General features: G+C 71.6%; 14 protein-coding genes and 1 pseudogene. 5 read left to right on the plus strand and 10 right to left on the minus strand.

Translation table 11 applies throughout. The annotated features are described in order from the left end of the window. Window positions 1-58 precede the first annotated feature (58 nt). Window positions 59-2,545 carry a VIT domain-containing protein gene (locus ACZ6TB_RS09940; protein WP_465552650.1) on the minus strand — a complete coding sequence of 829 codons (2,487 nt, stop codon included), beginning with the start codon at window positions 2,543-2,545 and terminating at the stop codon, window positions 59-61. After that, entirely contained in the window at window positions 2,542-3,177 is a 636-nt protein-coding gene (locus ACZ6TB_RS09945; RefSeq protein ID WP_465553639.1) for a MerR family transcriptional regulator, read from the minus strand. The genes ACZ6TB_RS09940 and ACZ6TB_RS09945 overlap by 4 nt, the downstream gene beginning before the upstream one ends. A gap of 108 nt (window positions 3,178-3,285) precedes the next feature. Between ACZ6TB_RS09945 and ACZ6TB_RS09950 the strand changes: the two genes are divergently transcribed. After that, the gene (locus tag ACZ6TB_RS09950; RefSeq protein WP_465552652.1) at window positions 3,286-4,095 is read left to right on the plus strand and encodes a cyclase family protein; all 810 of its coding nucleotides are present in this window, start codon (window positions 3,286-3,288) and stop codon (window positions 4,093-4,095) included. A gap of 170 nt (window positions 4,096-4,265) precedes the next feature. On the opposite strand, the gene ACZ6TB_RS09955 is transcribed toward ACZ6TB_RS09950, so the two are convergent. The 6 genes and pseudogenes from ACZ6TB_RS09955 to ACZ6TB_RS09980 form a co-directional block, all read right to left on the minus strand. Next, a complete protein-coding gene (locus tag ACZ6TB_RS09955; protein ID WP_465552654.1) occupies window positions 4,266-6,308 on the minus strand; it encodes a peptidase M6 immune inhibitor A in 2,043 nt (680 codons plus the stop codon). Window positions 6,309-6,703: 395 nt separating this feature from the next. Then, window positions 6,704-6,970 (minus strand): hypothetical protein, encoded by a 267-nt coding sequence (locus tag ACZ6TB_RS09960; RefSeq protein WP_465552656.1) that lies wholly within the window; start codon window positions 6,968-6,970, stop codon window positions 6,704-6,706. Window positions 6,971-7,307: 337 nt separating this feature from the next. After that, complete coding sequence (locus tag ACZ6TB_RS09965; protein ID WP_465552658.1) at window positions 7,308-8,099, minus strand: ABC transporter permease; 792 nt, start codon at window positions 8,097-8,099, stop codon at window positions 7,308-7,310. Next, entirely contained in the window at window positions 8,096-8,995 is a 900-nt protein-coding gene (locus ACZ6TB_RS09970; RefSeq protein ID WP_465552660.1) for an ABC transporter ATP-binding protein, read from the minus strand. Before ACZ6TB_RS09970 ends, ACZ6TB_RS09965 begins: the two co-directional genes overlap by 4 nt. Before the next feature lie 207 nt (window positions 8,996-9,202). Then, window positions 9,203-9,259 (minus strand): annotated as a pseudogene (locus ACZ6TB_RS09975) (hypothetical protein); the annotation flags it as partial. Between the two features lie 96 nt (window positions 9,260-9,355). Further along, complete coding sequence (locus ACZ6TB_RS09980) at window positions 9,356-10,537, minus strand: dipeptidase (protein WP_465552662.1); 1,182 nt, start codon at window positions 10,535-10,537, stop codon at window positions 9,356-9,358. 832 nt (window positions 10,538-11,369) lie between these two features. On the opposite strand from ACZ6TB_RS09980, the gene ACZ6TB_RS09985 reads away from it, so the two are divergent. After that, on the plus strand, window positions 11,370-13,952 hold the full coding sequence (locus tag ACZ6TB_RS09985) for a putative bifunctional diguanylate cyclase/phosphodiesterase (RefSeq protein WP_465552664.1): 2,583 nt from the start codon (window positions 11,370-11,372) through the stop codon (window positions 13,950-13,952). Window positions 13,953-14,356: 404 nt separating this feature from the next. On the opposite strand, the gene ACZ6TB_RS09990 is transcribed toward ACZ6TB_RS09985, so the two are convergent. Beyond that, complete coding sequence (locus ACZ6TB_RS09990; RefSeq protein WP_465552666.1) at window positions 14,357-14,986, minus strand: DUF998 domain-containing protein; 630 nt, start codon at window positions 14,984-14,986, stop codon at window positions 14,357-14,359. 140 nt (window positions 14,987-15,126) lie between these two features. Between ACZ6TB_RS09990 and ACZ6TB_RS09995 the strand changes: the two genes are divergently transcribed. The 3 genes from ACZ6TB_RS09995 (at window position 15,127) to ACZ6TB_RS10005 (ending at window position 17,846) form a co-directional block, all read left to right on the plus strand. Beyond that, on the plus strand, window positions 15,127-15,444 hold the full coding sequence (locus ACZ6TB_RS09995; protein WP_465552668.1) for a YciI family protein: 318 nt from the start codon (window positions 15,127-15,129) through the stop codon (window positions 15,442-15,444). A 14-nt stretch (window positions 15,445-15,458) separates the two neighbouring features. Further along, entirely contained in the window at window positions 15,459-17,369 is a 1,911-nt protein-coding gene (locus ACZ6TB_RS10000; protein ID WP_465552670.1) for a DUF6596 domain-containing protein, read from the plus strand. A gap of 78 nt (window positions 17,370-17,447) precedes the next feature. Next, window positions 17,448-17,846, plus strand: a complete 399-nt coding sequence (locus ACZ6TB_RS10005) for a pyrophosphohydrolase domain-containing protein (RefSeq protein WP_465552672.1) — start codon at window positions 17,448-17,450, stop codon at window positions 17,844-17,846. Between the two features lie 272 nt (window positions 17,847-18,118). Here the strand turns inward: ACZ6TB_RS10005 and ACZ6TB_RS10010 are convergent, their stop codons facing one another. Then, on the minus strand, window positions 18,119-19,516 hold the full coding sequence (locus tag ACZ6TB_RS10010; protein WP_465552674.1) for a benzoate/H(+) symporter BenE family transporter: 1,398 nt from the start codon (window positions 19,514-19,516) through the stop codon (window positions 18,119-18,121). Window position 19,517: the final 1 nt, after the last annotated feature.

Raw genomic sequence — 19,517 nt, forward strand, 5'->3', positions numbered from 1 at the left:
GGGGCCCGCGCGTGATGGGGATGCCCCGCCCTCGCTTCGAGGGCGGGGCATCCGTCGTTCAGCGTTTCCAGAACGCCTTGCGCGACGGGCGTTCGCCGGTTGCGCCGCCGGGCCCGCCCGACGCTTCACCGCCGCCACCGCCGCCGCCGCCACCAGCGCGGCCACCGGCGCCGGTGCTCGGCCCCGACCCCGGTGCTTCGCCGCCGAAGCCGGCCATCGCCTCGAACGCCGCGCCCCACTTCTCATCAAGCGTCCGGTCGCCGTCGTTCAGCACGGTGAGCAGGTCGCGCAGCGGGGCATACTCGTCGCCCGGCAGCGACCCGAGCAGCACGGTGAGCCGGCTCGCCAGGTCGTCGAGCGCATCCCGCCGCTCGTAGGCCGGCCGATCGGCCGCCTCGCGCAGCCGCCCGGCCTCGATCCGGGCGATCTCGCGCACCTGGTCGAGCGACAGCGCGGCCCCGCCCGGAGCGAACGCCTTACTGGCCCGCATCGCTCCCGGAACGGCCGCGAACGTCTGCATCGCCCGGGACCGGGTGGCACGCCCGTCGGCGCGCGCCGGAGCGAACCGGGGCGGCCCGCCCGGAGCGGGCATGCCCGGAGGCATCGCCGGCGCTCCGGCGGCGGGCGGCGGCAGCGGCGCGACCGCGCTCATCCGCATGAGCATGGGAGCGGCGTCCACATCGGCCTCCCAGCCCGACGGCAGCTCGACCGGCTGGGTGACTCGCTTGGTCTCGCCGCCCTCGTTCACAACCCGGCTGTCGACCGCCACGAACGCCGTGAACCGGCACAGCACGCCGTATCGCAGCGAGGTCGCGACGATCCGCCCCTCGAGGCTGCGGTCGCCGGCCGCGTAGGCGTCCTCGAGGTCGCGCAGCCGCGCCCGCGCCCACTGGGCCGTGATCGCGGGCTCGGTGCGCTCCCGCACGTCGATCGTGGTGCGGAACTCGCGGTCGTCCCGGGTCCGACCGGTGACGGTGATGCTGCCGCCGGGCTTTCCGGCGAACCGGCCGGCGACCACGAGCGGAACGCCCGGGTAAAGGCCCGGCAGCCGGGCCGGGGCCCGCTCGTCGTCGAGGAGCCGCAGGCCGCCGCCGGTCACGGCCAGGTCGGTGACGACCGGCGCGCCGATCCGTCGGTGGATGTGCTCCATCGCCTCGTCCAGCCGATCCTCGCTCTCCACCAGCTCGGCCCGCCCGCCGCCGAGCGCCGCGAGCCGGCCCAGGAAGCCTGCGTTGACCGCCCGGTCGATCCCGATCGTGTGGATCCGGGTGGCGCCGATCAGCGGGGTCACGTCGTGGACGATCTGATCCTCGTTGCCCACCTGGCCGTCCGTGACCAGCACCAGCACCCGGTCACGACCCTCGCTGACCTGCAGCAGCTTCAGCCCCGACTCGAGCGGCGCGAGCAGCTCGGTGCCGCCGCGGGCGTCGGCCCGGGACAGGTGCTCGACGGCGCGGAAACGATTGCGGTCGCTCGCCTCGGACAGCCCGTCACCCAGGTCGGCGGGCCGGTCGATCTGATGGTCGAAGGTCAGCACGGCGAAACGGTCGGCGGACGTGAGCGTGTCGACCACGCGGGCCGCGGCCCGGCGGGCGGCCACCATCTTCCAGCCGCCCATGCTGCCGGAGCGGTCGAGCAGCAGCACCACGTCCTTCGGGCGCGGCCCGGCGGTGTCGTCGGGCGGCAGCACGACCAGCTGGTAGACGCCGCCGGGCTCGTCGCCGGACTCGTCGGGCACCGCGATCGCGGTCTCGCCGCCGCCCGCGTAGCCGATGCGCAGCACGAAGTCGCGGTCGGCGCGCTCGCCCGGCGCGATGCTCAGCACGCCCTCGCGCTCGCTGACCGTGTGCAGGCTGGACCGGACCTCGCCGAGCGTCAGGCCGGCCGGGTCGATCTCGACGCCGATGGACAGGCGCAGCGGGTTGGGAAAGCCAGGCAGCAACACAGGCGGCGAGATGCGCGACGCGTCCGGAACGGCATCGGTGTCGGGGGTCTGGCCGTCGCCGACGTAGGGGCCGGGCAGCGGTGTGCCGGGGACGTAGCGCGGGGCCACGACCAGCGGGAACCGGAACGTGGCCGCGCCGTCCTCGAACGGCAGCGGGCCGACCAGGCTCAGCTCGATCACCACGCGCTCGCCGGGCAGGATGTTGCCGACCCGCATGGTGAACACGTCGGGCCGCTCCTCCTCGGCGATCGAGGCGCGCTTGCCGGCGGCGATCGCCTGGTCGTACGCCTCCCGGGCCGCACCCCGCTCCTGAAGCTCGGCCTCGACCGTGCGGTCGTCGGCGGTCATCTTCATCCCGGTGACCGCGGCCCGATCGGGCAGCGGGAAAACGTAGGTCGCCTCGAGCGCGGTGTCGTGGGCGTTGACGAACTCGGTCACCACCACCGTGTGGGCGACCAGGCCGCTGAGCCGGGCCCGCACGTCGAGCCGGTCGAGCGGCAGGTTGCCGCGGTCGGTGGTCAGCCGTCCGAAGCCGGCGTCGGGCAAGATGCGGATGCGGCCCAGCTCGGCCGGGCTCATCGGAGTCACGGAAAGGGTCATGACGTTCTCCCATCGATCAGGCCACGGGACTCGAGCATGGTCAGCAGTGGTGCGGCGGCCGCGGCGATCTCGACGCGGTCGGTGTCGGAGACGGGGTAGGGGAGCAGCAGGACGACGCCGGGGGCGAGCGCCACGCCATGAACCGGAGCGGCGGCGTTGTCGGCGGCCGAGGGAACGGGTATTTCCGGCGCCGAGCTGCCGGCCCTCGCGAGGCGGTCCGCCTTCGCCGGACTGTCGGCCTTTGCCGGACTGTCTGCCCAGAATCGGGGCCGGAACACAATGTCGGGCTTGGCGGCGTCGCCGCCGGCAGCCTCGTCGCCCCCCTCGAGCAGACCCTCGGGGACCCGGGAGGCGTCGGACAGCCCCTCGGGCGTCAGCCAGGCGAAGTCGGCCTGGATCTGCGCGAGACTGCGGCCCTGCGCCTGCCAGCGCTTGATCGCCACCAGTTGCTGCAGGTGGCGCGGGCCGTAGAGCGCGGTGCGCCCACGCATGCCGAGCGGGCGGTCGACGAGGCCGATCGTCGTATACCACCGGATGGCGCGGCGGTCGGGGACGTCGCGGACACGGCCGTTCGGAGCGCCGGAGTATTCGGCCGCCAAGGCCTCCCGCACTCGTTCGACTAGCTCATCCATCGTCCACACGCTGATGAGTCTGACACTGTCATGATGACAGTGTCAATGTTTTGCGAATGGTGCCAGGCTCATTGACGTCACGACGTGCGACCCGATAGTCACAATGGCATGCGACGACGCGAGATCATGGGCGCGGCTGCGGCCGGGCTGGCGGGGGCGATGATGACCGGTGAGGCGGCCCAGGCGGGCGGCCGTGAGGTGCCGAGACTCGATCGTCTGCGCCTGGTCGGCCTCTCCCATGTCAACGACCCGGCCACTACCAACGTCTATCCCGGCGACCCGCCGTTCGAGCTCGAGACCATCGCCACCATCGAGAAGGAGGGCTATTACCTCCAGTTCGTCCGCGAGGGCGAGCACACCGGCACGCACTGGGGCGCGCCCGGCCACTTCAACGCGGGCGAGCCGCTCGCCGACGACCTCGACATCGGCGACCTCTACCTCCCGGCGGTCAAGATCGACGTGCGCCGCCAGAGCGCTCACGACGCCGACTACGAGGTCACGATCGCCGACATCAAGGCCTGGGAACGGCGCCACGGCCGCATTCCCGACGAGTCCATGGTGATCATCTGGACCGGCTGGGACGCCAAGTGGGGCACGGACGCCTACTTCAACTTCGACGCGGACGGCGCCATGCACCAGCCCGGATTCGCCCTCGACACCGTGCAATGGCTGGTCGACACCGGCCGTCTCGGCTATCGGGGCGGCACCGGCACCGACACGTTCAGCCCCGACGTCGGCACCGACACGACCTACGCGGTGTCGCTGCTGGTCTACCAGCGACACCGGATCAGCCTCGAGATCCTCGCCAACCTCGCGGAGCTGCCACCGACCGGCGCCTACGTGCTCTGCGGCGGCCATATCAACAAGGCCGGCGCCGGCTCCACGGCCCTCATCTACGGCATCTTGCCGCCCGGCTGACCACTTACCCGGGCGGCGGTCACGGCTTGCCGCCCGGTTGAGCGGGCGACCGCGATCCGGCTGCGTGGCTGGATCGGTTGCCGCTGCCCGGTCATCCGGCCTGGTTGGCTCGACGTTGCCTGTCTACGCGGCCGGTCGGCTCGACGCTGCCCCCGCGGCCGGGAGCGGCGTCATTCAGCTGAGTGGTTGGGCGGCGGGGTTGGCTTGGCGCCACCGGGCTGCGCGGGCGAGGCCGGCTTGGTGCCGACCGGCTGGACGGGCGGCTTCGTCGTGCTCGGTTGCCCGATCGGCTTGGCCGGGGGCTTAGGCTCGCTGCCGCCCGGCTGGAGGACGGCGTTGACCACGAGACGATAGGGGGCGTACTGCTTGACCTTCTCGGTCGGCTCGTCGTAGGCGACGATGGCGACGATCTTCGGGTATCCCTTGAGGTCGGCGAACTTGTCCACCGGCACGATCCGCGCGCGCTTGCCGTCGATGCCGACCAGCGTCACGTGCCACGCGTGCACCGGCGTCGGCGCGATCATCGTGGGGGAGCGCCAGCCGGTCAGGGTGCTGCCGTCGCTGAGGGTCAGGTCGCCGAGACTGATCTTGCCGATCCGCCAGCCACCGCGGGTGACGGCGCTGTCGGTCGTGTACCTCAAACCCAGCAAGACCTTCTTTCCCGCGTACGGCGTGAGGCTGTAGTTCGTCGTGACCACGCCCCCGCTCGCCCCGCTCAGCGCAGGTCCCGCCGGGCCCGCGATGGTTCGATCGCCCGCGATCGCGGTGTAGGTCTTGCCGCCGTCGGTCGAGACGGTGACGTAGCCGAAGTCGTAGGAGTCCTCGATGTCGTAGGAAGTTTCCAGCTTGAGGGTCGCCTTGGCCGCCGCCGGCACCGTGACCGGCAGGACCGCCTCGTTGTCGAGATCGTTCGTGTTGCCGGAGAACAGGGTCTTGCCGGTGACCGTCCAGCCCGTCGGCAGCGGCGGCAGCGTCGTCGCGCCCTCGAACGAGACGGACTTCAGCGGCGTCGGCAGCGGCACGTAGTCGGCACCGTTCGGCGCGGCTCCCGGCATGTCGTAATCGGACGGGTTGTCCAAGTTGATCGTGGAGCGCAGGCCCGCCGCGGTGACCCGGCCCAGCGGCAGGCCGATCATCTGGCCGCCGCCCTCGCCGACGATCTTGTCGACGAGCGTCATGGTCTGGAAATCGTGCATCACGTCGTAGAGGTTCGTGCCGGCGGGCAGCGCGGCCTGCACTCCCGCGAGGCCGTGCCGCAGCCCGTCCCGGTGCAGCATCGTGATCGCGTCCGGGCCGAATCGATCGCGCAGGTAGAGCATGAACTGGTACGCGTTGCCGTAGTCGGCGAGCACCTCGGTGGGCGCCCCCTCGTCCCAGAGGTTCAGCGAGTTCTGCGGGCCGCCGCATGCGCGCGGGTTGGCGTTGTACTTGGTCTTGACCGATCCCCAGCCCTGGAAGCAGATCAGGTGGTTGTCGTTGCCCCGGTCGTTCACCGTCGCGCGGCCATCGACGTACCCCACCAGTGTCTGGGCAAAATCGGACAGACCCTCGTTGACCCAGCTCTCCTCGTCGGGATCGGCGTAGTACTCGAGCAGGTGCTGCCACTCGTGCGCGAACGTGGCCTCGTACATCCGCGGATGCGCGGGCCGGCTCGTGCACAGATCATCGGTGGGCTCGTCGGCCGGCTCGGCGCCGAGACGGTGCTTCCAGTCGTACGCGTCGATGGTCATGACGTTGCGATCGAAGAGCTCGTTGAGCTGGGCCGAGAAGAACCCGGCGACGTAGGTGACCGCCTTGGGGTAGGTGAAGTAGTTGGCGTCGCGGACGTTGTCGACCAGGGTGACCGTCTTGTCGCCGTCCCCGGTGAAGTCGCCCTTCATCGACGCGTTGGTGCCGTCCCGGTTCGGCGGCGTGCTGAAGGCGGTGGTCTCCTTCGGGTAGATCGTGCCGTCGAACTCATGGATCAGACCGGCGATCTGTACATCGGAAACCTCGACGGCGTTCTTGCGACAGTCGGTCTTGGGGAACGCGATGTCGTCGGCCACCCACACCTCGATGTGCTTCCCGACGGCCCGCAGCTTGTACTTCTTCGCGTAGTACCGCCCGGTCGTGTCCTCGAGGCCGAGCCATTGCCGCTCGGTGCCGACCGTCGGCGTCCCGGCCGCCGCGGCCCGCGACTCCGGCCGGCGCTGGAAGCGGGGGTGATCGGGCAAGGGCTTGCCGTTGAGGCTGAAGTGCGTGCGGCCGAGCTCGCGGGCGTCGGAGCCCGTGTCCGCTTGGCTCGCGGTGGCCGTTACGCCTGCTGTCGCCCGGCCGTTCGCGGTGGCCGTTCCGCCTGCTGTCGCCCGGCCGTTCGCGGTGGCCGTTACGCCTGCTGTCGCCCGGCCGTTCGCCGTGGCCGTTACGCCTGCTGTCGCCCGGCCGTTCGCCGTGGCCGATTCGCCGGCTGCGGCCCGTAGGTTCGTTGTCGCCCGTTCGCGCGGAGCCGCGGAGGCCGGTGCTGACATAAGCGGCGCCACCATGGTGATCACCACAAAAGCTGCGAAGCGGACGCGATCCATGAAACTGGACGCTACCTGCCGCCCGACCAGCGGCAGGCCAACACGCGCTATTCGAACAGTGAGTGGTGCCCGTCCCCCTCGGCCCGGCGACGGGCGCGCCGCCGAAGCTGCACAACAACCATGTCGATCACGGCGACGGCGGCCCACGCGGCAAGCAACCAGCCCGGCACTGTCCACCCCTCGTGGAACAGCCAGATGGCCAGCAGAGTGCACACGACGAACCCGAACGCCGCCAGCACAAGCCGCAGATTCAGCGCGCTGTAGGGCTCGCCGACAGTCCCGCGCCGCCCCGGCGGCTGAGCTCCGATGGGCATGCCGGGCGCGTACCCCGGCACGCCCGCCGCCAAACAAGCCCCTACATGCCCGCACCCGGCACGAGGCTCATCGCCGGCCCAGCCTCGTCGCTGGGTCGAGGCTCATCACTGGCCGAGCCCTCATCGCCGGCCCAGCCTCGTCGCCGGCCGAGTCTCATCGCTGGCCGAGCCTCATTGCCGGCCGAGGCTCGTTACTCGCCGAGCCTCGGCGCTGGCCGAGCCTCGGCGCTGGCCGAGGCTCGTCGCTGGCCGAGGCTCGTCGCTGGCGAGCCTCGTCGCCGGCCGAGCCTCATCGCGTTCCCCTGGGCGGCGTGGCCGGCGGTCCATCGCGGCTCGGTCATGTCACCTCCCGGTGGAGGATCCGCCACGAGCCCAGCAGCAAGGGCAGGGCCACCCACACGGCGACCGAGACAGCCAGCCGGCCGTATTCGCCTGCGGACATGGCCGGTTCGGAAAGCGGGCCGGTCGTTGCGTCGAGATCGAGCCAACGGGAAACGCCGTGCAGTGCGCGGATCGCCTCGCCCAGGACCGACCAGAGAGTCGGCAGGGCGAAGTAGGCGACGATCGCCAGCGGTGAGTTGAGCAGGAGCGCCCCGAACGCCATGCCCATCAGGACGAACACGACCAGCAGGAGCGCGCCCTGCCATACGAGCGACGGCGTCACGCGCCAACGGCCGTCGCCGCCGAGGGTCATGCCCAGCAGGTTCGCCGCGGCGCTCAGCAGCATCGTCGCGGCGGTCGCGGCCAGGGCGACCAGGATGCCGGCCGCCAGCTTCGCGGTGATCACGCGCAACCGCGCGGGTGTCAGCGTGAAGGTGGTCAGGGCCGTGCGCTGCGACCATTCGCCGGTCATCGACAGGATGCCGAGCACCGGCAACAGCGCGGCCGACGGGACCAGGCCGAAGGCGAAGAAGCCGTCGAACGTGAGCTCCTCGTCGGCCGCCCAGCCGAGCTGGATCGCCGCCGTGCCGACCGTGCCGAGGCCGATCAGGATGAGCAGCCAGAGACCGGCTCGTGTGTCGGCCAGTTTGCGGAGCTCGACGACCGTGAGGCGAGCCGGCGAGATCGGCGTGGTCGCGACCGGCGCCGGACCCGCCGTGCGGAGCGCGGGGGATAGGGACGTGGTCATCGGACCGCCTCCCGTACCGACTCGCCGGCGGTCAGCTCGAGGAAGATCTGCTCCAACCCGTCGGCGCCGGCCGGGCGCAGTTCCAGAAGCACCAGTCCCGCCTCGGCCGCGGCTCGTCCGATGGTCTCGGCTTGGGCCCGGACCACCACGCCGCCGTCGGTCGACGGGGCGCCGGTCAGACCGGCCCGGGCGAGCATCGCGTCGAGCGCCACGGGATCGAGCGCCCGGACGAGTGTGCCGGCCGCGGACAGCAGCTCGTCTTGGGCCCCCTGGGCGACGACGCGGCCGCCTCCGATCACGATCAGGTGGTCGGCGACCGCTTCGACCTCGCGCAGCAGATGCGAGGACAGCAGCACCGTGCCGCCTCGGTCGGCGAAATCGCGCAACAGGCCGCGCATCCAGAAGATGCCCTCGGGGTCGAGGCCGTTCGCCGGTTCGTCGAGGATCAGCACCTGCGGATCGCCCAGCAGCGCGTGGGCCAGGCCGAGGCGCTGCCGCATGCCGAGCGAATAGCGTTTCACCCGGCGGCGGCCGGCTGTCGCGTTGAGCCCGACCCGGTCGAGTGACCGGCCGACCTGAGCGGTGTCGACGCCCATGGTGACGGCCGCCAGCGCGAGCACCTCGCGACCGGTGCGGCCACCGTGCTGAGCGGAGGCGTCGAGCAGCACACCGATCAGCCGGCCGGGGTTGCCGAGGCGGCGATAAGGGATGCCGCACACTGTCGCGGCGCCGGACGTGGGCGGGGTGAGCCCGCAGATCATCCGCATGGTGGTGGACTTGCCGGCGCCGTTCGGCCCGAGGAAGCCGGTCACCGTGCCCGGCTCGCAGATGAAGGACACGTCGTTGACTGCGGGGTGACTCCCGTACCTCTTCGTGAGGTGTTCAACCCTGATCATGTGGCTCAGCGTGCCGGGGCGGGCCGTCCGTTCGCGTCGGCCAGAGGTCGACGGCCGGCGGCAAAGGTCGATCCGATCGTCGACTTTGGTCGGTATCGCCGCGGTCGCCGAGCCTCGTAAAGTCGGCGGCACCCAAGGCGGAGAGGCCAGGGCAGAGAAGCAGGCCGGATAAACGTGGGCCGAAGAGAAGCAGGCCCCGGAGAAGCAGGCCCAAGAGAAGCAGGCCCAAGAGAAGCAGGCCCGAGAGAAGTAGGCCCAAGAGAAGCAGGCCCGAGAGAATTAGGCTCAAGAGAAGCGGCCCGCGAGAAGCGGGCCCAGCGCGCCGGCCCAGCGGAGTGGGCCCGGCAAGGCCCGCGGAGTTCAGCGGGCGGGAGACAGCGGCCAGAGTGGCTCCTGGGCCAGCCGTTCGGATTCGCGCAGCACGCGCAGGATGTTGCCGCCGGTGAGCTTGTCGAGATCGGTCTCGGACCAGCCGCGGGCGGAGAGCTCGGTCAGCAGCCGGGGGTAGCCGGATACGTCGCCCATGCCCTCGGGGAGATCGGTGGTGCCGTCGTAGTCGCCACCGAGGCCGATGTGGTCGACGCCGGCCACGTCGCGGGCGTGGTCGACGTGGTCGGCCACCTGGGCGGCCGTGACCGTGGGCCGGGGGTTGGCGGCGAGCCACTCCCGGTAGGCGGGCACGGTCATCGGGTCGGTGGCGACCGTCGGCGGGACGGTGGCCGGGTCCTCGGCCGGGCGCGGGGCGCGGGGCCAGTCACCCAGCGGAGAGGAGGTGAGACCGAGCCGTTGCTGCTCGGCGTCGGAGTCGCGCATCCAGGCGCGGTAGTCGGCGGAGAGGAAAGGAGCCACGAAGGTCAGTTGGAGCACGCCGCCGTTGTCGCGGAGGCGGGTGAGGACGTCGTCGGGGACGTTGCGGGGGTGATCGTGGACGGCCCGGGCGCCGGAATGGCTGAAGATCACGGGGGCGAAGGCGGTGTCCAGAGCGGCTCGCATGGTCACCGGGGCTACATGAGAGAGGTCGACCAGCATGCCGATGCGTTGCATCTCGCGGACCACGGCGCGGCCGTCGTCGTTGAGGCCGTCCACCGCCGGTTCCGCGGCCGCCGAATCGGCCCAGGAGGTGTTGTGGTTGTGGGTGAGGGTCATGTAACGGACGCCCAGGCGGGCGAAACTGCGCAGCACGCCGAGCGAGGTGGCGATGCTGTGGCCACCCTCGATGCCGATCAGGGAGGCGATCCGGCCGGCGGCGATGACGCGTTCGACGTCGTCCGCGCTGTAGGCGATGGCCAGGTCGTCGGGGTAGGCGGCGGCGAGCCGGTAGACGGCGTCGATCTGCTCCATGGTCGCGGCCACGGCCTCGGCCTCGGGCAGGTCGGACGGGACGTAGACCGACCAGAACTGGCCGCCCACCCGGCCGGCGCGCAACCGGGGGATGTCGGTCTGCAGCTCGGGGCGGGGCTCGTTGAGGCCTTCGACCCGGTATCCGAAGCGGCCGCGCAGCTGCATGGGCAGGTCGTTGTGCCCGTCGATGATCGGCATCATGAGGACCTGGCTACCCGCAGAGGGCCGCCCGGCGCAACTAGTTCGGCGATTCTGCGAGCGATAAGCGGCCGAGGGCCGGAGAGCGGAGTGCGAAGAAGCGGCGGAACGAGAGATGCGGCGGCCAGAGGGGCGGCGGTGCGCTGAGGAAAGGCGGTGGGTTGATAAGACGACGGTTGGGATGAAGGGCGCCGGGGCAAAGGGGACGCGGCGGCGGGCCGAGGGGGACGCGACGGCAGGGCGAGGACGACGGCGGCGAACCCGTTGGCACACCACGCTTTCGCCCGGCAAACGCTCGCTCGATGCGGCCGATCACCGGGCGGCCGAGCGACCCGGAGACGGCCCGCGCGGAATCAGAACCGCGGCGGGCGCCGGCTGATCACGCGAGGGCGTGTTCCGTACTGGATTGTTCATGTCTCTTTCACGCGGTTTGGCGCGAGTTTGACCCGTCTCCGGACTCTGTTTGTTCATGTTGAGATGCCCACACGAGGGGCCGCGTTTCCGTAAAGTTAACGGTCGGCCGCCGTACGCGAGGCGGCCCGCGCGAGGCGGAGAGCCGTTGTCGCGTGAGGGAGGCCGCCAGGCCGGCGTGTCGAAGGGAGGCCCCACCATGGCTAAGAAGTCGAAGAAGTCGAAGAAGGACAAGAAGAACAAGAAGAAGAAGTGAGCTTCGAATCTTCTGTGCGGGGCGGGCGCCGGGATCCGGAACCCGTCCCGTGCGCTGTTGTGCCCCGGACGAACGCCGCCAAACAAGCCCGCCTGATAACCCTTAGGTAGTCGCCGGAAAACCCGATTCTGGACTCGACGGGGTGTCAACCGGCGGGGAGGGAAAGGGATGACCGTCAGGCGTCCGCTTCCCGCGGCGATCCTGCTGGTGCTCGTGCTCGCCGGCGCGCTGGCCGCCCTGGCCGGGGCCGCCGTCACCGCCGCCGTCACCACTGCTCTCGCGTTCGGCGCGGCCACTGCCTGCCTGGTCCGGGCCGGGCGGCGCCGCGGACGGGTGCGCGTCGCCTGGACCACGCTCGGCGTCGGCGCCCTGGCCGGCGCGCTCGCGGGCGGAACTCCGGCCGAACCGGCGCCGGGGCACCTCGGGATGATCGCGCTTCTGGTCGCCGGTCTGCTCCTCGTGCCGGTCCCCGCCCGTACGGGAATCGAAAAAGTCCGCGCGGTGATCGACACGCTCCTGATCGCGTCGTGCCTGGTCTCGCTTTCCTTCCACCTCGTGCTGGACGCGTATCGCACGCCCGGCTCGGCCTCGATCGCCTATCCGATCGGCGACATCGTCCTCGGCACCGTCGCTCTGCTCACCCTCTCGCGCCTGCGCCGTGGTGTGCCCGACCTGCGGGCGATCACGGTCACGGCCGGCGCGCTGCTCACGATGGCGGTCTCGGGGAGCGTCGCCTCCGCCGGACTGGAGCGTCTCGCGGCGGCGGGCTGGCTGGGTGGGTTCGGGCTGCTCGTCACCGCCGCGGTGCTGGGGCACACGGGGGCGGACGCCGAGTCCGAGATCGATGAACGGCCGTCGATGACGGTGCTCCTCCCGTACGTCGTGATCGTTATCAGTCTTGTGGTTGGCATTGGCCGCATGCTGCTCGGCGGAACGCCCAGCACGGTCGGTAGCTGGACCCGGTCGATCAGCATCGCGCTCATCGTGGGCCGCCAGGTGCTGCTGATGGTCGAGAGCCGGCGGCTGGCGCGTCGCCTCGAGTCGCGGGTGGCCGAACGCGCGGCCGAACTGCACGAGCGTGAGCTGCGGTTTCGCGCCCTGGTCGAGCAGAGCACCGACTCGCTGGCGATCCTCGAGGCCGACTCGACCGTGCGCTGGCAGTCCGGTTCGGTCGAGCGGATCTTCGGCTACCCGGCGTCGGAACTGCTCGGCCGGTCCTTCTGCAAGCTCGCGGGGCGTAAGGTCGGCGGACGCGTGGCGCAGGCGATCGACGAGGTGCGGGACACGCCGGGCGCCACCACGGTGTTCGAAATCGTCCTCTGGCACGCGGATGGGAAGCCCCGTCTGGCCGAGATGACCATCACCAATCTGCTCGATGACCCGTACGTCAAAGGCCTGGTTTTCAATACGCGCGACATCAGCGAGGCGCAGGAGCTGCAGGATCGCCTGCGCCACGAGGCCTATCACGATCCGCTGACCGGGCTGGTGAACCGCGCGGGCTTCGCCGACCGGCTCGGCGAGGCGGTCGAGCGCAACCCCCGCGACCGCGTGGCGATCCTGCTGCTCGATCTGGACGGCTTCAAGGAGATCAACGACAGCCTCGGCCATGATGCCGGCGATCATCTGCTCGTGTGCGTCGCGGCGCGCCTGCGCTCGTGCCTGCCCGCCGAGTGGACGCTGGCGCGGGTCGGCGGGGACGAGTTCGCGGTGATCGCCGATGCGTCGCTGACTGCCGCGGAGGACGTCGCGGCCGAGATCTTGGGCGCGCTCGCCGAGCCGGTGCTGGTCGACGACCGGGAGCTGCACGTCAGCGCCGCGATCGGCATCGCCTCGGCCGCCGACGCCGGCGACATCGAGCAGCTGCAGCGCGACGCGGACCTGGCGATGTACCGCGCCAAGGACGCGGGCGGCGGCGGTTACGCCACCTACGACTCGAGCATGCACGACGCTCTGGTGCGCCGGCTCGAGCTCGCCACCGACCTGCGTCTCGCGCTCGAGCGGGACGAGCTCGTGCTGCACTACCAGCCCAAATTCGACCTGCGCAGCGGCGAGATCATGGGCTTCGAGGCGCTCGTGCGCTGGCAGCATCCCACCCGCGGAATGGTGCCGCCACTGGATTTCATCGGCGTCGCCGAGGCCACCGGATTGATCGTGCCACTCGGCCGCTGGGTGCTTACCGAGGCGTGCCGCCAGGCGGTAGCGTGGGGCCGCTCGCTCGTGATGGCTGTCAACGTGTCCGTCCGACAATTCGAGGCCGGCGACCTGGCCGATGTGGTCGCCGGGGTGCTCGCCGATACAGGCATGCCGCCCGGTCAGCTCTGCCTGGAGATGACCGAGTCCGTCCTGCTCAACGACACCGATGAGAACCTCGCCCGCATCGTCAGCCTCAAGGCGCTCGGCGTCATGCTGGCCATGGACGATTTCGGCACGGGGTACTCGTCGCTCGCCTACCTGCGCCGCTTCCCGATGGACGTGCTGAAGATCGACCGCTCGTTCGTGGACCGGCTCGGCGGCGAGTGCGAGGACGAGGCGCTGGTGCGGACGATCGTGCGGCTGGGGCAGCGCTTCGGCATGCGCACGGTCGCCGAGGGCATCGAGAACGACGTGCAGCTCGCGCTCCTGCAGGAGATGGGATGCGACTACGCGCAGGGTTACCTGCTGTCGCGCCCTCTGCCGGCGGGTGAGGCGACGGCGCTGCTGGACAGGGAGATGGCCTTCCCGGTGCCCGGAGCAATCCGCCTAGTCTCCTAGGATGCTCGGCGGGTGGTGAGCTGGGCGATTCGGTTGCGCTTCCTTTGCCGGTACGCGTTTCCGGGGCCAGCGGTGCGCAGGTGACCGGGCGATGGGCACCCGGGAGCGCGAGCCTCGGGGCGGGTCGCGGGGGATGGGGCGCCCAGCAGCGGACACGTCACGGCGTCGAGCGAGATGCCGACGAGCTCACGGCGCTTGTCAGGGCTGCCACCACGGTGTGTCACGCGCGCGCGAGCCGGTGTGTTGCGGTCAGTCGGATTGGCTGGCCGCGACTCCGGCGATCCGCACGTCGCGCCCTCTGTCGGTAGCGACCCACGATGGCGAGCCCCGCACCGAGATCGGCGCGGGGCTCGAGAAGGGGAGCAAACGGGGGCGGCTGCGGGAAGGGGGGCGGCAGGCCCGGATCAGAGGCCTCGCAGGCGATCGGCGCACACCGCGGAGATCCAGAGCATGGCGGTGATGGCGCCGACTGCCAGGGTCAGGGAGCCGGCCTTGCCGCCGGTCATGGCCCACAGGTCGCCGGCCAGCAGGGCCGAGCCGGCGGCGATCGAGGCGAGCCGGCGTGCGCCTCGGTAGCCGCGGGCCAGGACGTAGCAGGCGGCGATCAGGGTGCCGAAGGCGACCGTGCCGCTCGCGAAGTGGGCGTAGCTGTGCCAGGTCAGCACTCCCATGCCGGCGGGGGTGCCGGCCGGGAAACCGTCGGCGGCGTCCATCGTGAACACGCCGGCGGCGAACATGCCGGCGCCGTTGAGGGCCACCAGCCGGGGCGTCCACCGGCTGCGGCCGGTGCGGCGCAGGCCGATCGCGCCGGCCACCGTGAGGACGCCGGCCAGCAGGAAGTTGGTGATCTGGAGCCAGCCGAGCGCGCCGTTGCTCAGCATGCTCAGCGGGTGGCGGGTCAGGTCGAAGCCGTCGCGGGTGAAGGCCTGGGCGAGCGACACCGTGGCCCACAGCGGCGCGGCGACGACGCCGGCGGTCAGCAGGGTGCGGGTGGCGACGCGGGTGGGAGCGGCGGCGATCGTCAGTGCGGTCATTTCGGGTTCCTCCTGGGTTTGTGTTCTCGCCAGGACGTCGAAGTCGCGATGCGACAGGGAACACCGTGCGTTCCCTGTCGCATAAGCTCAGCCGACGCAGTGGTGTCCGCGACACACGAACCTCACCGGAGGAGCACGACATGCGTTTCCTGATGATGCAGAAGCCGACCGACACCGCGCCCGACGAGAAGCTGTTCGCCGAGATGGGCGCCTTCATCGAGGAGATGACCGCGGCCGGCGTCCTGCTCGCCACCGGCGGCCTCGAGCCCGGCGGCGTCCGGATGTCCTCGATCGGCGACGAGATCACCGTGACCGACGGCCCGTTCGCCGAGGCCAAGGAGGCGGCCGCCGGCTTCGCGCTGATCGAGGTCGGCTCCCGCGAGGAGGCGATCGAGCTCGGCCGCCGCTTCCGCAAGATCGTCGGTGACGGGGAGAGCACGATCCAGCAGGTCTTCTGATCGGTTTCGGAAAAATGGACGTCCATCGCACGATCGACGCGGTCTGGAAGCTGGAGTCCGCGCGGATCGTCGGCGGCCTGGCCCGGCTCGTGCGCGACGTCGGGCTGGCCGAGGAGCTCGCCCAGGACGCGCTGGTCGCGGCCCTCGAGCAGTGGCCGGTCGACGGCGTTCCCGACAATCCCGGCGCCTGGCTGACCACGGTCGCCCGGCGCCGGGCCGTCGACCACATCCGGCGGTCCCAGCGGGAGACCGTGGGCGACCACGAGCCGGCCGCCGAGGCCGAGCCGCCCGCGGAGAGCCACGACGACGTCCTGCGCCTGATGTTCGTGTGCTGCCACCCGGTGCTGCCCCGCGACGCTCGGGTCGCGCTCACTCTGCGCATGGTCGGCGGGCTCACCGCGTACGAAATCGGTCGGGCCTTTCTTCTTGATGAGCCGCAGGTGGTCCGCCGGATCGCCGCCGCCAAGCAGATCCTCGCCGACGAGGGGGTGGGTTTCGCCCGGCCGGCGGGCGACGCGATGCCGGGGCGGCTGGGCTCGGTGCTCGAGGTGCTGTATCTGATCTTCAACGAGGGGTACGCGGCGGCGGCCGGCCAGGATCTGATCCGCGCCGATCTCTGTCGCGAGGCGCTGCGCCTGGGCCGCATGCTCGCCGAGCTGGCGCCGGCCGAGGCCGAGGTGCACGGGCTGGTCGCGCTGATGGAGCTGCAGGCGTCGCGTTCGGCCGCGCGCACCGGCCCGTCCGGCGAGCTGGTGCTGCTCCACGAGCAGAATCGCGGGCGCTGGGACCGCCTGCTGATCAGGCGCGGCTTCGCGGCGATGCTCAAAGCAAGATCATTAAAAACGCCGCCCGGCCCGTACGTGTTACAGGCCGCGATCGCCGTCTGCCATGCTCAGGCGCCGACCGCCGAGGCCACCGACTGGCGGCGCATCGTCACTCTCTACGACGCCTTGATCCGGCTGCTGCCCACGCCGGTGGTCCGGCTCAACCGGGCGGTGGCCGTCGGCATGGCGTTCGGCGCGTCGGAAGGGCTGGCCGCGACCGAGCCGCTGCTGACCGACCCGTTCCTGCGCGACTACCACCTGCTGCCCGCCGTCCGTGGCGACCTGCTGGCCCGGCTGTCGCGGCACGCCGAGGCCCGCCGCGAGTTCGAGCGCGCGCTGACGCTGACCCGCAACCACCAGGAGCGGCAGTTCCTGCGCCGGCGCGTGGCCGAGATGACCGCCGTGACGCCGGCCGTACCCGGTCTGGCCGCGGCCGTCGCGGAGTTCCTGAACCGGGACGACCTCGATACGGCCAGTAAGCGGTCCTATCGGCAGACCTTCACCCGGCTGCGCCGCGCCTTCGGCGACAGCATGCCCCTCGACGAGCTGACCCCTGCGGCGGTGGCCGCCGCGTGCGCGACCGCGTGGGGCAGCGCCGCCCCGAAGACCTGGAACCGGCACCGGGCCGCGCTGCGCTCGCTCGCGGCGTGGTCCTCGGTGCCCTTCGCGGACGCGCTGGACCGCCGCCCCGAGACGCCCGCTCCCGCCGCACCTCTTCCGGCCGCGTCGTTGGCCGCCCTCGTCGGGGAGTCCGGGCATCCGTTGCGGGAGCGCACGTTCTGGCTGTTGCTGCACGAGTCCGGCGCCCCGGTCAGCGCCGTCCTGTCCCTGAACGTCGAAGACCTCGACCTGGACGATCGCCGCGCCCGCGTGGGCGCCCGCTGGATTGCGTGGCGCTCGGGTACGGCCCGTCTCCTCCCTTTGCTCATCGGCGGGCGCACGGCCGGGCCGCTGTTCCTGACCGATCGCCGTCCCGCTCCGGGCGCGGTGGCCGACCGTTGCCCGCTCACCGGGCGGGCGCGGCTCTCGTACGAGCGCGCCGAGCATCTCTTCAAGCGGGCGGCCGGCGGCTTCACCTTGCGCAGCCTGCGCGGTCGCTAGGGGTGGCCGGTCGGGTGTTGCGCCGCGGGCCCCTCCGTCGGCGCGCCGGCCCGGGCCCTGCTCGGTAGGGTGCCCTGCGTGAGTGAGTCGCCGTTGCGGTTGGTGCGGGAGTTCCATGAAGTGTTCGGGCTGGCGCGAGCCGACCGCCCGCGGCCGATTCCCCCGGAGCTGGCCGCCGTCCGGCAGCGGTTGCTCGACGAGGAGGTCGGCGAGGTCGCGGAGGCGTCGGCCGCCGTGCAGTCGGACCCGTCGCCGCAGCGGCTGGCGTCGCTGGCGCGGGAGCTGGCCGACGTCGTGTACGTCGCCTACGGCACCGCGATCTCGCACGGCATCGACCTGGACGCGGTGATCGCCGAGGTGCATCGGGCCAACATGAGCAAGCTCGGCGAGGACGGCCGCCCGGTGGTCCGCGACGGCAAGGTGCAGAAGGGCCCGAACTTCCGCCCACCCGACCTGGCGGCGTTGTTCGACCGCTGAGCCGGGGACCGCCTGTGGATGGGGCGCGGAAATTGTCGGGGGTGGGTGCTGTAATTGGCCCCACCCAGAACGGGTGGGGTGGGCCTAACCGCGGTGGCCTCGGCATCGCCCCTGTGAGCTGCCGACTTGAACGGCATCACCCTGCGCGAGGTCATGGGCGCGTTCCTGGTCTTGGCCGTCCTGATCACGCTGAGCGGCGTCAGGGGACTGCTTGAGCGCTGAGTTCGGCGACGCCTGTGGACGGCGCGCGGAAATTGTCGGGGGTGGGTGCTTTACTCGGCCCCACCCAGAACGGGTGGGGTGGGCCTAACCGCGGCGGCATCGGAATCGGTGTCGGCCTGGGCGGCTGGCCTGGGCGGGACGGCTGCGGCGTCGGCCACCGCGGGCGGGGTCGACCGGATGGCGGCGTCGTTCACAGCGGGCACGGCAGACGGGCCGGCGGCGGCGTCGGCCACGGCGGGCGCGGCGGGCTGAACAGCGGCGGCCGCACCGGCGCCGGCCCCCCGCCGGATAGCCCCCGTAGCGACCGCCGTCACCAGCCCGGCCACCAGCCCCCAGAACGCCGACCCCACCCCCAACAGCTTGATCCCCGAGGCGGTCGCCAGGAAGGTGACGACCGCGGCCTCCCGCCAGCGGTCCGTCGACAGCGCCGACGTCAACGACGAACCGATCGTGGCGAGCAGGCCGATCCCCGCGATCCCGAGGACCAGCGCGGCGGGGAGGGCCGTCAGCAGCGAGCCGACCGTCGCGCCGAGCGCGCCGATCGTCAGGTAGAAAACGCCGGCCCACACGCCGGCCACATAGCGGCGGCGGGGGTCCGGATGGGCCTGCGGGCCGGTGCAGATGGCGGCCGTAATCGCGGCCAGATTGAGGCCGAACGCGCCGAACGGGGCCAGCACCAAGTTTGCCAGGCCGGTCCAGGTGATCAGCGGGGAGACGGGCACCCGGTAGCCGTCGTTGCGGAGCACGGCCACGCCGGGGAGGTTCTGCGAGGCCATGGTGACCACGAACAGGGGAAGGGCGACGCCGACCACGGCCTGCCAGGAGAACTCGGGCGCGGTGAAGATGGGCTTGGCGAAGGCCAGCCGTACGCCGTGCAGGTGCAGCGCGCCGGTGAGGGCGGCCACCAGCACGCCGGCGGCCAGGGCGCAGAGCACGGCGTAGCGGGGGAGCACGCGGCGGCACAGCAGGTAGACGCCGAACATCGTGAAGACCAGGGCGAAGCTGTGCTGCATCGACGCGAACAGGCCTGTCCCGAACTGCACCAGGACGCCGCCGAGAAGGGCGGCGGCCAGGGGTACGGGAACGCGGTCCATGACGCGGGCGAACAATCCCGTGACGCCGCTCAGCGTGATCAGGGCGGCCGAGACCAGGAACGCGCCGGTGGCCTCGCGCAGGGTGAAGCCGTTCAGGCCGGTGGCCAGCAGGGCGGCGCCGGGGGTGGACCAGGCCGTGATCACGGGAGCGCGGAACCGCAGGGACAGGCCGATGCAGGTGAGGCCCATGCCGACGCCCAGCGCGAGCATCCAGGAGGCTAGTTCCGCGTCGTCGGCGCCGGCCGCCCGGGCGGCGCTGAAGACGATCGCGGCCGAGCTGGTCACGCCGATGACCATGGCGAGCAGGCCGGCGGTGACGGCGGAGAGGGGCGCTGCCCGAGTCAACCAGGTCATG

The sequence above is a fragment of the Actinoplanes sp. NPDC051537 genome, from assembly GCF_055586105.1.

Excerpts from the sequence above, each read along its gene's own strand:
- ACZ6TB_RS09985 (WP_465552664.1), top strand. The coding sequence starts at position 11,370 with ATGACCGTCAGGCGTCCGCTTCCCGCGGCGATCCTGCTGGTGCTCGTG.
- ACZ6TB_RS09970 (WP_465552660.1), bottom strand. The coding sequence starts at position 8,995 with ATGATCAGGGTTGAACACCTCACGAAGAGGTACGGGAGTCACCCCGCA.
- ACZ6TB_RS09990 (WP_465552666.1), bottom strand. The coding sequence starts at position 14,986 with ATGACCGCACTGACGATCGCCGCCGCTCCCACCCGCGTCGCCACCCGC.
- ACZ6TB_RS09940 (WP_465552650.1), bottom strand. The coding sequence starts at position 2,545 with ATGACCCTTTCCGTGACTCCGATGAGCCCGGCCGAGCTGGGCCGCATC.
- ACZ6TB_RS10000 (WP_465552670.1), top strand. The coding sequence starts at position 15,459 with ATGGACGTCCATCGCACGATCGACGCGGTCTGGAAGCTGGAGTCCGCG.
- ACZ6TB_RS09980 (WP_465552662.1), bottom strand. The coding sequence starts at position 10,537 with ATGATGCCGATCATCGACGGGCACAACGACCTGCCCATGCAGCTGCGC.
- ACZ6TB_RS09960 (WP_465552656.1), bottom strand. The coding sequence starts at position 6,970 with ATGCCCATCGGAGCTCAGCCGCCGGGGCGGCGCGGGACTGTCGGCGAG.
- ACZ6TB_RS09965 (WP_465552658.1), bottom strand. The coding sequence starts at position 8,099 with ATGACCACGTCCCTATCCCCCGCGCTCCGCACGGCGGGTCCGGCGCCG.
- ACZ6TB_RS09995 (WP_465552668.1), top strand. The coding sequence starts at position 15,127 with ATGCGTTTCCTGATGATGCAGAAGCCGACCGACACCGCGCCCGACGAG.
- ACZ6TB_RS10010 (WP_465552674.1), bottom strand. The coding sequence starts at position 19,516 with ATGACCTGGTTGACTCGGGCAGCGCCCCTCTCCGCCGTCACCGCCGGC.
- ACZ6TB_RS09945 (WP_465553639.1), bottom strand. The coding sequence starts at position 3,177 with ATGGATGAGCTAGTCGAACGAGTGCGGGAGGCCTTGGCGGCCGAATAC.
- ACZ6TB_RS09950 (WP_465552652.1), top strand. The coding sequence starts at position 3,286 with ATGCGACGACGCGAGATCATGGGCGCGGCTGCGGCCGGGCTGGCGGGG.